The sequence below is a fragment of the Bacillus sp. 05T21 genome, from assembly GCF_056396785.1.
On the sequence record NZ_JBFTMD010000003.1, the window covers coordinates 40,772 to 53,449 of the forward strand.

Here is a 12,678-nt window from a genome sequence, read left to right on the forward strand (position 1 = left end):
CATCCCTCCAAATTAATGATCTAAATTTTTGATAATTTGTTGTAACAATTGAAAAGCTTCATGTAAGTCTTCTTCTTTAATACCTTCTAGCGTCTTTTCTTCAAAAGAATCAACTTCTTCTTGCCATACTGGAATCATTTCTATTGCTGTTTCCGATAAGGAAATGAGCTTCTCACGGCGATCTTTTCCTTCCGTACGAATAATCCAGCCCATCGTTTCCATACGTGTTAACGTGCGAGTCATCGTTGGTGATTCAACATTTAAATATTGACATAATTCTGTTTGAGTACAAGATCCAGTTTGATTAATGCGGAAAATAACAGCCCATTGCGCACTAAATAATCCTGTTGGAGATACACGTTCATTAAATTTCTTCGTAAACTTACGAGAAGTTTGACTGACAATGTGAAAAAAATGTTGTTTTTCGTCCATGTATTTTGATCCTTTCAAATTAGTTACCTAGCTAACTATATACCTTTTTATTTTACTTGTCTAGTAATAGACATGTTGTTTTATGTGGAAATTTCGTATAGATTTTGTATTGAGAACGTACATTCTACATGGTATTCTTTAATTAAGTAAAGAATTTTCTTTCTATTAAAAGAATGGGGGAACTTGTGATGATTAAGCCTGCAACAATGGAGTTTGTTTCACTATCGAACGGAGAAACGATCGCGTATCAAGAAGTTGGAAGGCAAAATGAAGAAATGCTCGTACTCATTCATGGGAATATGACATCGTCACAACACTTTGATTTAGTTCTTGAGAAACTACAAAATCAATATCATATTTACGCAATTGATTTAAGAGGATTTGGACAATCAACGTATAATAAGCCGATAGATTCTTTACAAGACTTTGCAGAAGATGTGAAACTTTTTATAGATAAATTAAATTTGAAGAAATTTTCATTAATGGGATGGTCAATGGGCGGTGGTGTTGCGATGCAATTTACAGCGAATCATCCAACATTTGTCGAAAAGTTGATTTTAGTAGAATCAGTGGGAATGAAGGGATATCCAATTTTTAAAAAAGATATTAACGGGCAACCGATCGTATCAAGTTTAGTAAAGACGAAAGAAGAAATCGCGCAAGATCCCGTACAAATTGCTCCAGTGCTAGATGCGATAAAAAATATGAATAAATTATATTACCGTACAGTATGGAATCTATTAATATATACACATAATCAACCTGAACCGGATCGTTATGAAAAGTATTTAGATGATATGTTAACGCAACGTAATTTCGTAGATGTGAATTATGCGCTCATTACATTTAATATTTCGGATGAACATAACGGGGTTGTAGAGGGAAATAAGCAAATTCATCGTATTAAAGCTCCGACACTCGTCATACAAGGTGACAGAGATTATGTGGTACCACAAGTAGTTGGCGAGGAATTAGCGAAACATTTGCCAAATGCGGAGTTGACGATATTAGAAGATTGCGGGCATTCACCGTTTATAGATTGTTTAGATGTATTTATAAAACATGTTGAGGATTGGTTAGAAGATAAGTAGGTTGAGGAAGAAGTTAGATGAAATGTATCTAGCTTCTTTTTTGTGGGAAAACCAAAATTATTTCAGCCACTAGTTCTTTCTTATTCCACAGTAAACAATATATAATGAGTGTGGTGAATTACAAAAGGGAGAGATTAGGGATGTCAATGCGTTTTACTTTTTGGATTATGGTTGGGATTGTGGCAATCTCAGGTTTATCACAAGGGATGCTCTTACCTGCCATCGCAATGATTTTTGAACAAGAAGGGGTTAGTTCAAGTATTAACGGTATTCATGCGACGGCATTATACATCGGGATATTATTTATTTCACCGTTTCTTGAAAAACCGATGCAAAAGTTTGGAATGAAACCAATTATCGTAATTGGTGGGTTTCTCGTTATTATTTCATTATTCTTTTTTACACAAACATTTTCATTTTGGATATGGTTTATTCTTAGGTTCCTAGTTGGTGTTGGAGATCATATGCTCCATGTCGGAACGCAAACGTGGATTACGACAACGTCAGATCCTAGTAAAATAGGTAGACAAGTATCGATATACGGTGTATTCTTCGGAATTGGTTTCGCAGTTGGCCCGTATTTAGCAAGCACTGTTCAGTACGGTCTTGCAACACCATTTATCGTATCTACTATACTTTGCTTAATAGGATGGCTTTTACTGCTACCAACGAAAAATGCATTTCCAGCACAAGATGAGGCAAAAACTGAAAGTAAATCATCCTTTTCTCGTTATAAACAAGTCGTTGGATTAGCTTGGATTGCGCTAATTGGTCCGCTCGCATATGGCGTACTTGAAGCGATGTTAAATAGTAACTTACCAGTATACGCACTTCGCAAAGGATGGTCTGTATCGGAAGTTTCCTTCTTATTACCAGCATTCGCAGTTGGGGGCATTATTACACAAATTCCACTCGGTATATTAAGTGATAAATACGGAAGAGATCGTATTTTAACGTGGACGTTCAGCGTAAGTACGGGAATTTTCCTACTCGCAGCAGTATTTGATCAATATTACTGGATTGTCTTTGCATGTATGCTTATAGCAGGTATGGTCATTGGCTCATGCTTCTCACTAGGGCTTGGATTTATGACAGATTTATTACCGAGACACTTACTACCAGCAGGTAATATATTATCCGGAATCGCCTTTAGTATAGGAAGTATTATGGGACCTGTATTAGGAGGCGTATTTATAGAAAAAATACAGTATACAAGCTTTTTTATTGCGGTTATGATTATAATGGGAATTCTCGCAATGGTATATATGGTCTACATGAAGAATCAATTCGCATCAAGAAAAATAGAAAGTAGGTTAGGGCATGACAAAACAACCTAATAAGAAAAAATTTGAAGTACTAGAAAACGAAACGATTACAGACTGCTTAGCGCGTATGGAACAAGAAGGATATGCACCGTCTCGTCGCATGGAAGAGCCAATCTTTCATGAAGTAAAGAAAGACGGAAAAACAGAAGTTGAACCGTGTGGTAGAAAAATTGTTTTTGAGGGTAAATTGAAGTAATACAAATAATAAATTCTCTTTATCGTATAGAGCCATCCAATTCAGTCTTTGTGAGTTGGATGGCTTGTTTTTTTATTGACCAATGAAGGAATAGGAAGATGAGGAATTGAATAGAATGAATGGATATTTTCTAGGAAGAACGAAAAGAAACTAGTTGGCCGGACATGGATTGGAGAGCGAATATAATAAATTAAAACTAAAAATTTGCAGGGGAAAATAGGTGAATTAGCCGAGTGCTCGTTAATCTGTATTCCATCAATTTTGTCGTCTAGAAGAAAAGTGTAATATCAAAAAGCATACTATAAATACGTATCATTTTTTGTGTTCGGTGCGGAATGGCAAGTAAATACAACCGCAACTTTAAATCTTTCTGGAAGAGCAGAATTATACTAGCTTTGTATTTTAGTTAGTTCGAAATTGATCGCTTAAGCGAGGTGGAGTTCAAAATATGGAAGTAAATCAAAATCAGCCAATCCTCTATGCGGTTTTTGAGGATGAAATTCAATTGCCGGTGCTGGATATCACTCATCCCCTTTTTAATGAAAGTATTGATGAACAGGCGTATCATTTGAATTGCCTCAAATCAGCCCGGAGCATTGAATCGTTAAAAAAGATGCCTAGCTTTATTCAAAATATCTTTGTGAAAATGTCGAATGTTGATGATTCCTATCTTAGCGGTATGCGTACTTTACTGTACAAACTAGGCCCTGGTTTAAGTAAGGGGATAAAATTAGGCTTTCGGGACAAGTGGGCGGTGAAGCAAACTTCTTTTATGGGACTTCGGATTAGGCTGAGGGATCTTTGCAGACACCAGTCGGAAATTTTGTTGCCTCAGCTTAAGCAATTCCCTGAACGGGGTCTTTGTTTTTTAATATAGCTGGTGGTGCTGCTACGGACAGTATCAATACTTTGATTTTAATACAGGAATCAGACCCGGAATTACTTAAGGGACGAAAGATTGAGATTAATATTTTAGATATTGATACTTACGGCCCTAATTTCGCAAAAAGGTGTATGGGTGTCTTGAAGCAGCAGGGGGAACGATTCCATGGTCTTGATATAGCTCTTAATACAACTCATTATAACTGGAGCCAACCGGATTCATTATTAAAAATGAGCTTGGAACATTCAGGTTGGATTCAGCTCTGTTCATCGGAAGGGGGGCTTTTCGAGTATGGTTCGGATTCAGATATCATTGAGAATTTAAACCGTTTCTTTGAAAATTCCCCAGCGGATGCCCGTGTCACGGGTTCATTAATTTTCGACCGAGCGCATGTAAATCCGGGATACCTTGGATTTACGGAGTTTATTGGTGTGCAAATTAGGTATCTTGGATTGGAAGGGTTACAGAAGATTTTAAATCAAACTTCGTGGGTATTAGAAGAATCGCATGAAATTGAAAAAATCTATATTCTATTTTCGCTGAAGAAAGCGTGAAATTATATTGAAATGATTGGATGAGGGGTTGGTACCAATGTCGGTACTACCTCTATTTTTTTTGCGGAAATTCATAGAAGACAAACGGGGAATTATGTATTTATTGTTTTTGCTAAAAATTATGTGCAATTCAGAGTAGGATACATATAAAATGCCATTTCCTTTTGCATTTCTCCTAATTGGCTTCTTTATATAGGGCGTAGAAAAGATTGCTACTTTTTTTGTATATTGGTAAAATAAGTTCTTGGGTCTTACTTGTTTTTATCGGTATAATATTTGTCGCTTAACGTAAAGAAATTAGTTACAAAGCTTCCATAATATTTAAAGGGGGTTACAGCAATGATCCCCTCTTTTTGGAGCCACTCACGAACGTAAAGCAAGAGAAGAGGCTATATGAACTATTCTCCTATCTTGTTTAGATTAAATCAGTTACTGCAATTGGAACAGGTATATGAAACTCAATATCTGGAGGATTGATTAGAATCTAGTCGACATCCTGATGGATCATGTTTTTCTAGCAATCTATCAATTCTGATTGAATTGATAGATTGCTAGAGAATGGAAAATGATTATCCGTATATTCCGAAGCAGTTGTAACAAAGTGTCCTTCCATAATTAAGGGTAAAACCAAAATACGTTGTTTTAAAGAATGATTTGTTAGAACTGGTTATAAGTAATAAAACAGAAAAGAGGATCACATGTTAGATACTTTACAGAGAAGTAAAAAGTTTTTTTTATTATGTCTTATTTTTTTAGTGCTTTTAACCGCTTGTGGTAATACAGATGTTAAGACATCTAAAGCTTCATTACCACCGGCTCAATCCAATATAGATACATCATTAAAAGCACCAAATTGGGTAGATAAAAGTCCTATCCAACAGTCTCCTAATTTTACGGAAGATAAAAAAGTAAAATCGGTTGTGAATTTAATAGCAACGGGTGATAATTTATACCATGACGCAGTAATTAAAGATGGCAAACAAAAAGACGGTTCATATGATTATAACTATATTTATGAAAATATCAAAAAAGCTGTTAAATCAAGTGATCTTGCTATAGTGAACCAGGAGACCCCGATTGCAGGAAATAATTTAAAAGTACAGGGATATCCTACTTTCAATACACCTGAAGAAGTGGGTCAATCTTTAGTGGATACTGGATTCAATATAGTGACTCAAGCGACAAATCACGCCATGGATATGGGTATTAAAGGTGTTGCGAATACAAGAGAATACTGGAAGAAATATCCGGATGTTATCCCGGTAGGCATTAATGAGAGTCAAAACGAGCGCAATGAAATAAAAACGATTACAAAAAATGGGATTAGTTTTGCATTACTTAATTATACATATGGTACGAATGGAATTAAAATTCCAGCTGATAAGTCTTGGGCATTAAATTTAATTGATAAAAAAGCGATACAAAATGATGTGGAAAAGGCAAAGAGTAGTTCTGATATGGTGATTGTTATGGTGCATTGGGGAGTTGAATATACCACTACACCTTCAAAACAACAAAAAGAAGTTGCTCAATATTTAACAGATTTAGGTGTAGATGTAGTAATTGGAAATCATCCACATGTAATTCAACCAATTGAGTGGAAACAAAATAAAGATGGACATCAAACGCTAATCTATTATTCTCTTGGAAATCTTATTTCTGCTCAAGAAAAATTAGAAACATTGGTTGGAGGATTATCCTATATACAATTTGTTAAGTATGAAGATAAAACTTTTGGTATACGACAAGCGGCACTCGTACCGACAGTAACCGACTATGCTGATGGTAAGAAACAATTTAAAATTCAATTTTTAAAAGATTATTCGGATGAAAATTCTAAAAATCATGGGATTAAAAAATTTGTAGGTCCCGTTTCTTTGAAGGATTTCAAGGATATCCCTAGAGATGTGTTGGGAAATTGGTATAAAGACTAATAAACAAAAAGGGAATGAGATACAATTAAAAAATTTATAATTTTAGCATTGGTATTGACATTKGGATGGAGCCTTGCTGCTTGTAGTGGAAAGCAAACATCTCAGGAAACTACTAATAATAACGATAAAAATAAAAATGAGATAAATGCGAATAAAAAAGATGTYTTACCTATCTCTGATCTTAATGATTGGAGAATTATCCTTGTAAATAGAGAGCATATGTTACCAAAGGAACTAGGAATTGAATTAACAAGTATTACCCAAAATGCTAAGCCAAATATGAAAATCGATAGCAGAATTGCAACTTCCTATCAGGATATGGTAACAGCTGCAAAAAAAGAGGGGATCAATCTTTATTTAAGATCAAGTTATCGAGCTATAAAATTACAACAAACGTATTATGATGCTTCAGTTAAAAGCTATAAATCTCAAGGTTTGTCGGATAAAGAGGCTAGTGCTAAGGCATTGGAATATCTTCAGTATCCTGGCGCAAGTGAACATCATACTGGATTAGCATTAGACATTATTTCAGTTGAATGGCAGAATACTGTAGAAGATTTAAATGCAAAATTTGAAACTACCGATGCATTCAAATGGTTAGATAAGAATGCTGCAGAGTATGGGTTTATTCTCCGCTATCCAAAAGATAAAGAGAATATTACTGGCATTAAGTATGAGCCATGGCACTATCGTTATGTAGGAAAAGAAGTTGCTGTTTATCTAAAAGAAAAAGGGTTAACTTTAGAAGAGTATTGCGAAAAAATTAAGTCTAGCAAATAAAAATACACTTGGATTCTATTAAAAAGCCATATCTGGTGGAAGTATTAACCTTCCTCCTAGTATTGCGAAAACGGTGTATGATAATTTGAGCACGTATGAACCAGTTATCGTGTGAAAAGATATATGTATCAAGAAATTAAATTTATAAAAGAGGCAGTGAAAAAGGATCTGATATTCATATCAGATTCTTTTTCATTCGTAACATAGAATACTTGCTTACTGTATCTGCTTAACTAGGCTTTAGAGACTGCCTACTTTCCAGATGCTACAATATTAACCTCGCCATCTTTTTTGTTTTGGATGTTAGCTTTTCTTAGCTTGATAGACATGTGGAGGTAGCCCAAACACTGCGATTGGTAGTGTTTTTTATTTGTTAGCATCTTACAAATTTTGTTAAGATGAAATAGTTGGTGTAGGGAAAATATTTTAGGAGCTGAATAGGGTGAAGAGATATTTTGTTAATAATCGACATAAGAAAGTACACATCACAGAATGGGGTAATAAGAAAAATCCGGTTATCTTTTGTTTACATGGGTTAGGTGGCTCTAGTCTTACTTTTATAGAAGTGGCTGACAAACTAAAAGATGAGTATAGATTTGTTACATGTTTTGTGCAACTAACAAATCAGATGATGTTCACCATTGCTTTCATTTCTGCAATAACGAATTCAATAGATGATAGAACGTATATTTGGTATAATTGAAACATACTACTTAAAATGATGCACATGAGTTATAAAATTTATGTAAAGAGGTAAGGACTACATAACAATAACTAAATTTAAAAGTTCTAGTACATATAAGATTCAGTTCATGTTAAGCAAATTCATTATCAGAAAGGAAAAGATGTAATGAATCAAATTTCATTTGAAGATTTATTTGAAGAGGAAAAAGAAACGGTGGAGGTAGCTGAGATACCAGTACCTTTATCGCCATTGCAACAAGATATATTGGGATTATTTAATTCTGAAGAAATAAGTGCACTTGAGCTATGTGAACAATTAGTACGAGCTGGTAAAATACCCGATGAAAGATTCACTACGAATAAGCCGAAAGCATATGGACAAGTATGCTTACTATTAGAAGGTTTTGTTAAAGAAGGAAAGCTGGTTTTTGTCAAAAGTGATGAGAAAAGAGATAGGGTATATAAAGTGAAACTTTAATCAGTGGGGGGCATCCCCCACTGATTATTAGCCTACACCAATCGGGCGTTTACGGGCAGTTATTCTCCCACCTAACTTCTTTGCTCCAGCCAAATTTTGAGGTGGGAGTCTTACTGCCCACAAATAGCGGGATAAAATGAAAGAAGAAGTTTCTAACACATAAGTTGTACAGGGTATAGTAAAGAAATAAGGATGAAGCATCATTAAGCATGTAAAGAAAAGTTAAAGTTATGTAGGGACTAGGTTTAAACGGCCTAGTCCCTTATATAAGTAGGAAATGTAAATAATATTTTTTGTTTGGCTTTTTCTTCGCGTTGCCATGTTATCCTTTAATAAAGCGATAAATGAAACTAAAACTTAATCACGTGAGGTTAGTTATAAATGATAAAGAAATTTACTAGAGTAGTATTAACTGCAGTTATGCCAATCGGTCTTATTACCGGTTGTGGGACTACTGAAAAAACTGAAGTACAAGAGCCGAAAGCGGTACAAGCGGAGAAAAAGGATTATACGGATTACTCATATGGTAGCAAAGGTATATTAGTAAGCGGCAAAGCGAAAGAACGTCAACAATACGAGATAGGGTATATGGATGATAACAAGTTAATTGGGATCGATGAAAATATTGAGGACTGTATTATTTTAGATAATAAAGATGAAGCAGGTTACATTTGGAAACAAATAGAGCGCGGATCTATTATTGAAGTGCAATACGGTAAGGACCGCAACGACATCGTAGGCGTACAATTAGTAGGAGATCGTGAGCCACACGAAATTAGTGACAAGTTTGATCGAAATACGATAAACGAGATTGTTGGAAAAGTTAAAGGTAATTTGTAATAGATGTATTTTGCTAGTATATGATCTATTATCATGACATGGCGAATCGCATACATAAAATTTGAAATCAACGGCATTTTTAATATGAAAATGCCGTTGATTTATTTTAAAAAGTAAATGGTATTCTATAATCTTGTAGAAAAATACGTATTAAAAAATATATAAATGAATTATTCTTCTTTTAGTTGTGATGATCGCCGTAAGGTCATTGCCCAAAATAAAAGAGCACAAGCACTAACGGATGCACCTAATATACAAACTCCGTTCCATCCGTAGCTTGCATAAATGTTTGTTGAAAGAATTGCACCTGTTGCACTGCCGATAGAATAAAAAATCATGTAACTGGCAGTGAGGCGACTTCTCGCTTCTGGACGCACTGTGAAAAGCATACTTTGATTGGTGACATGTACAGCTTGCACAGCTAAATCTAAAAGGATAACACCGATAACTAGTAGGAATAGAGAATGGTTCATTAATTTAATTAGGAGCCATGAAAGTAATAATAAGGATAAGGCTATGCCAGTAGTTCTCTCTCCGAATCCGCGATCAGCAAGTTGTCCGGCTTTAGTGGCAGCTAATGCACCAGCAACTCCAGCAAGACCAAATGCTCCGATAGCTGTATGTGATAGATTATATGGTGCAGCACTTAGAGGTAAAACTAATGAAGTCCATAAAATACTGAATGAAGTGAAAATGAGCAATGCTAATATTCCGCGAATGCGTAAGAGGCGCTCTTCTACAAATAATAAGAGAACGGAATGTAATAATTTAGGATAGGTCATAGCTGTTTTTTTAGGTTTAAGATTAGGTAAATTACGATATAACAAACCAATTACGAAGAGCATAAGTACAGCAGAGGTAAGATAAACGGAACGCCATCCCGCTAAATCTGTTAATGTTCCAGCAAATGTACGTGCAAGTAGAATTCCTATTACGACACCACTCGTGACGAAACCTACTATTCGCCCACGGTCTTTTGGGTTAGCTAAAATGGATGCGTATGCGACGAGTGTTTGCGTAACAGTCGCAAGAATTCCGACTAAGGCCATACCTATAAAAAGTACGGTACTGGAAGGAGCGAATCCGACCACAATTAAAGCGAAAACGGATAAAAGCATTTGAACAATGATAAGTTTTTTTTGGTTTAACAAATCACCAAGTGGAACTAATAAAAGTAATCCGAGTGCATAACAAACTTGAGTAATAGTAATAACGACACCAATAGTTGAATAGTTGATCTTAAACGCATTTGATAAAGAATCAAGTAGAGGATGAGCGAAGTATATATTCGCCACAGCCATCCCGCAAGCTATTGAAAATAATAGAGTTATATAGCGGGGCATGATTGTATTGATAGGTGATTGGAACTGATCATTATTCTGTGTAAGAGCAGTTGTCATTTTTTCTTTAGCATCCATAATATCATCTCCTTTTGTTTTTAAAGTAATGTACCGAACGGTATGTTATTTCGTAAGTCAAATATAATCAGGGATAAGTTACTATGTCAAGTGAATTGTAAATTAAATTCAGTTTCTTTTGACATGTCATTTATAATTTAATACGATATATAATATACTGATTAGTACATAAAAACGTGATTTGTAATTTAGAAAACAGGTGAAAAAAGAAGAGGGATTAAATGGCTCGACTACGTGAATTTGATAAAGAAAAAGCTTTGGATGCTGCTATGCAACTTTTTTGGGAGAAAGGATACGCTGCTACTTCATTAAGTGATCTAACTGCTAAAATGGAAATACAAAGACCGAGTTTATATGCGGCATTTGGTGATAAAGAAGGGCTATTTGAAGCTGCATTACGGAGATACACGAATTTACACGCAGCTAGCATTCGAACGAAACTTCAAAAAGAACAATCTGTAAAAGAGGCCATTCGTATATTTTTTGAAAATATGGTGGAAGAGGAATATAAAAAAGAATCAAATAAAGGCTGTTTTTGTATTAATACAATGGTGGAAATTGCTCCCCATAATGAAAAATTTGAAGTGCTGACTAGAGAACATCAGATGTATCTTTCAGTTATATTTCAAGAGTTAATCGCCAAAGGTATTCAGTCTGGAGAACTGCAAAGTGATGTAAATGCTAAAGCATTGGCACAAACGCTAGTCACTTCATTAATTGGATTAACGGTGTTAATGAAATCTCGCCCAGAACGTTCAGTTATAGATAATTCGGTATGTATCATATTATCGTTACTAAAATAAATGTAACAGAATTGTATATCAATCAACTATGTCGATTATAGACACTTTTATTTATAAACTTTTAACTTTAAGCACTGAATTGTCTACGAAGGCAACAAGTACTTTTTATTTTCGTGTAAATATGAGCAGGTGAATCATAATGGTTGTCTGCAATATATGAAGATTGTTGGAGACATTTGTAATTAGACATCAGATAAGAGGGGAATGAAAACACTATATAAGCCCCTTCGAAGCCCATTATAAGCACCTACCAAGTAATAAATCACTAAGAAATGAAAAAACAAAACAAAAACAACTACAAGAACAAAACAAGCGCGAAAAAATAAAACCGGCGTAGTAGTAGTAAAAAAATTTGGAACTCGAATGCCAAAACCGTTACCTCATTCCTATATTTATATTGAAGGATTAGAATTTTCCTTTTTACTAGTAAGGAGCGGGAGGAAAACTGATGGCGGTGTACCGTAATGTGCAGGTGAACTTTTGGCAAGATGAATTCATATTAGATTTAACGCCAGAAGAGCGTTATTTTTATATATATTTGTTAACTGGTACGAAAACGAAGCAATGTGGTATTTACATATTGCCAAAACGTTTGGCAGAGCTTGAAACTGGTTACAGTATGGTGACTGTTGAGAAGTTATTGAACCGGTTTGTGGAATACGGGAAGATTTTATATGATGCGGAAACGAAAGAGTTATTCATTATAAATTGGCTACACTATAATCCTATTTTTAATACGAACATAGAGAAATGTGTATTACGTGAGCTGAAAATGGTGAAAAGTAAAGAGTTCCTACATAAGTTTTTGCGTAAATGTCTTGAAGAAGAATGCAAGATTCCGTTATTACTTCAGTATTTTGGTATGCCAAAAGAAGAGGATAATAGTAGTTTACAAGAAGTTGCTGAGGAGGAAGATATAGAAGAGGATACTTCGCATAGTGAAGTTTATAAGTTTTATGAGCAAAATATAAGTAGTCTATCTCCGTATATCGTAAAGGAATTGAAGGAGTGGATACAAAAAGTTTCAGGAGAGACAGTACTAGATGCACTTAAAATTGCGTTTGAACATAATAAGCGAACGCTCGCTTATGTGAAGGGAATTTTGAGGAATTGGTGTAGCGAATATGGTGAAGAGAAGTGTGTAATGGGAAGTTTAGAGAGAAGGAGAAGTGTTTTGAGTAGTGTTTTTTAATTTACATAAATTTAATACAGAATATACGTTCGTATACGGTGGGCTGTATGCTATACTACAATTAAATA

General features: G+C 34.8%; 13 protein-coding genes and 1 pseudogene. 12 read left to right on the forward strand and 2 right to left on the reverse strand.

Features of this window, described 5'->3' with window-relative positions; translation table 11 throughout:
* Positions 1 to 12: 12 nt before the first annotated feature.
* Positions 13 to 432: a MarR family winged helix-turn-helix transcriptional regulator gene (locus tag AC1DKZ_RS08815; RefSeq protein ID WP_002013810.1), complete on the reverse strand. Its 420-nt coding sequence runs from the start codon at positions 430 to 432 to the stop codon at positions 13 to 15.
* A gap of 173 nt (positions 433 to 605) precedes the next feature.
* Between AC1DKZ_RS08815 and phaZ the strand changes: the two genes are divergently transcribed.
* The 10 genes and pseudogenes from phaZ to AC1DKZ_RS08865 all read left to right on the forward strand — a co-directional run bounded on the left by phaZ (position 606) and on the right by AC1DKZ_RS08865 (position 9,197).
* Positions 606 to 1,523: an intracellular short-chain-length polyhydroxyalkanoate depolymerase gene (phaZ, locus tag AC1DKZ_RS08820; protein ID WP_476996014.1), complete on the forward strand. Its 918-nt coding sequence runs from the start codon at positions 606 to 608 to the stop codon at positions 1,521 to 1,523.
* 140 nt (positions 1,524 to 1,663) lie between these two features.
* Positions 1,664 to 2,860: an MFS transporter gene (locus tag AC1DKZ_RS08825; RefSeq protein ID WP_219303127.1), complete on the forward strand. Its 1,197-nt coding sequence runs from the start codon at positions 1,664 to 1,666 to the stop codon at positions 2,858 to 2,860.
* Entirely contained in the window at positions 2,844 to 3,044 is a 201-nt protein-coding gene (locus tag AC1DKZ_RS08830) for an NETI motif-containing protein (RefSeq protein WP_000166302.1), read from the forward strand. The genes AC1DKZ_RS08825 and AC1DKZ_RS08830 overlap by 17 nt, the downstream gene beginning before the upstream one ends.
* A gap of 448 nt (positions 3,045 to 3,492) precedes the next feature.
* The gene (locus AC1DKZ_RS08835) at positions 3,493 to 3,921 is read left to right on the forward strand and encodes a hypothetical protein (protein ID WP_476996015.1); all 429 of its coding nucleotides are present in this window, start codon (positions 3,493 to 3,495) and stop codon (positions 3,919 to 3,921) included.
* A complete protein-coding gene (locus AC1DKZ_RS08840) occupies positions 3,906 to 4,481 on the forward strand; it encodes a hypothetical protein (protein WP_476996016.1) in 576 nt (191 codons plus the stop codon). The genes AC1DKZ_RS08835 and AC1DKZ_RS08840 overlap by 16 nt, the downstream gene beginning before the upstream one ends.
* 698 nt (positions 4,482 to 5,179) lie before the next feature.
* Complete coding sequence (locus AC1DKZ_RS08845; protein WP_113935898.1) at positions 5,180 to 6,415, forward strand: CapA family protein; 1,236 nt, start codon at positions 5,180 to 5,182, stop codon at positions 6,413 to 6,415.
* 48 nt (positions 6,416 to 6,463) lie between these two features.
* Positions 6,464 to 7,195 carry a M15 family metallopeptidase gene (locus tag AC1DKZ_RS08850; RefSeq protein ID WP_476996017.1) on the forward strand — a complete coding sequence of 244 codons (732 nt, stop codon included), beginning with the start codon at positions 6,464 to 6,466 and terminating at the stop codon, positions 7,193 to 7,195.
* Between the two features lie 442 nt (positions 7,196 to 7,637).
* Positions 7,638 to 7,799, forward strand: a pseudogene (locus AC1DKZ_RS08855) (alpha/beta fold hydrolase); the annotation flags it as partial.
* 246 nt (positions 7,800 to 8,045) lie between these two features.
* Positions 8,046 to 8,357: a DUF3895 domain-containing protein gene (locus AC1DKZ_RS08860; protein ID WP_002190151.1), complete on the forward strand. Its 312-nt coding sequence runs from the start codon at positions 8,046 to 8,048 to the stop codon at positions 8,355 to 8,357.
* Between the two features lie 381 nt (positions 8,358 to 8,738).
* Positions 8,739 to 9,197, forward strand: a complete 459-nt coding sequence (locus tag AC1DKZ_RS08865; protein ID WP_431182677.1) for a hypothetical protein — start codon at positions 8,739 to 8,741, stop codon at positions 9,195 to 9,197.
* Positions 9,198 to 9,367: 170 nt separating this feature from the next.
* Here AC1DKZ_RS08865 and AC1DKZ_RS08870 read toward each other — a convergent pair whose 3' ends face one another.
* Complete coding sequence (locus tag AC1DKZ_RS08870) at positions 9,368 to 10,615, reverse strand: MFS transporter (RefSeq protein ID WP_476996018.1); 1,248 nt, start codon at positions 10,613 to 10,615, stop codon at positions 9,368 to 9,370.
* 221 nt (positions 10,616 to 10,836) lie between these two features.
* Here AC1DKZ_RS08870 and AC1DKZ_RS08875 point away from each other — a divergent pair, with 221 nt between their 5' ends.
* Together AC1DKZ_RS08875 and AC1DKZ_RS08880 are read left to right on the forward strand one after the other, a co-directional pair.
* Complete coding sequence (locus AC1DKZ_RS08875; RefSeq protein WP_404449662.1) at positions 10,837 to 11,418, forward strand: TetR/AcrR family transcriptional regulator; 582 nt, start codon at positions 10,837 to 10,839, stop codon at positions 11,416 to 11,418.
* A gap of 448 nt (positions 11,419 to 11,866) precedes the next feature.
* Positions 11,867 to 12,610, forward strand: coding sequence for a DnaD domain-containing protein (locus AC1DKZ_RS08880; RefSeq protein ID WP_476996019.1), 744 nt, complete (start codon positions 11,867 to 11,869; stop codon positions 12,608 to 12,610).
* Positions 12,611 to 12,678: the final 68 nt, after the last annotated feature.

Coding starts and splice junctions, on each gene's coding strand:
- AC1DKZ_RS08815 (WP_002013810.1), bottom strand. CDS start 432: ATGGACGAAAAACAACATTTTTTTCACATTGTCAGTCAAACTTCTCGT.
- AC1DKZ_RS08860 (WP_002190151.1), top strand. CDS start 8,046: ATGAATCAAATTTCATTTGAAGATTTATTTGAAGAGGAAAAAGAAACG.
- AC1DKZ_RS08865 (WP_431182677.1), top strand. CDS start 8,739: ATGATAAAGAAATTTACTAGAGTAGTATTAACTGCAGTTATGCCAATC.
- AC1DKZ_RS08875 (WP_404449662.1), top strand. CDS start 10,837: ATGGCTCGACTACGTGAATTTGATAAAGAAAAAGCTTTGGATGCTGCT.
- AC1DKZ_RS08880 (WP_476996019.1), top strand. CDS start 11,867: ATGGCGGTGTACCGTAATGTGCAGGTGAACTTTTGGCAAGATGAATTC.
- AC1DKZ_RS08835 (WP_476996015.1), top strand. CDS start 3,493: ATGGAAGTAAATCAAAATCAGCCAATCCTCTATGCGGTTTTTGAGGAT.
- AC1DKZ_RS08830 (WP_000166302.1), top strand. CDS start 2,844: ATGACAAAACAACCTAATAAGAAAAAATTTGAAGTACTAGAAAACGAA.
- AC1DKZ_RS08825 (WP_219303127.1), top strand. CDS start 1,664: ATGTCAATGCGTTTTACTTTTTGGATTATGGTTGGGATTGTGGCAATC.
- phaZ (WP_476996014.1), top strand. CDS start 606: ATGGGGGAACTTGTGATGATTAAGCCTGCAACAATGGAGTTTGTTTCA.
- AC1DKZ_RS08870 (WP_476996018.1), bottom strand. CDS start 10,615: ATGGATGCTAAAGAAAAAATGACAACTGCTCTTACACAGAATAATGAT.
- AC1DKZ_RS08845 (WP_113935898.1), top strand. CDS start 5,180: ATGTTAGATACTTTACAGAGAAGTAAAAAGTTTTTTTTATTATGTCTT.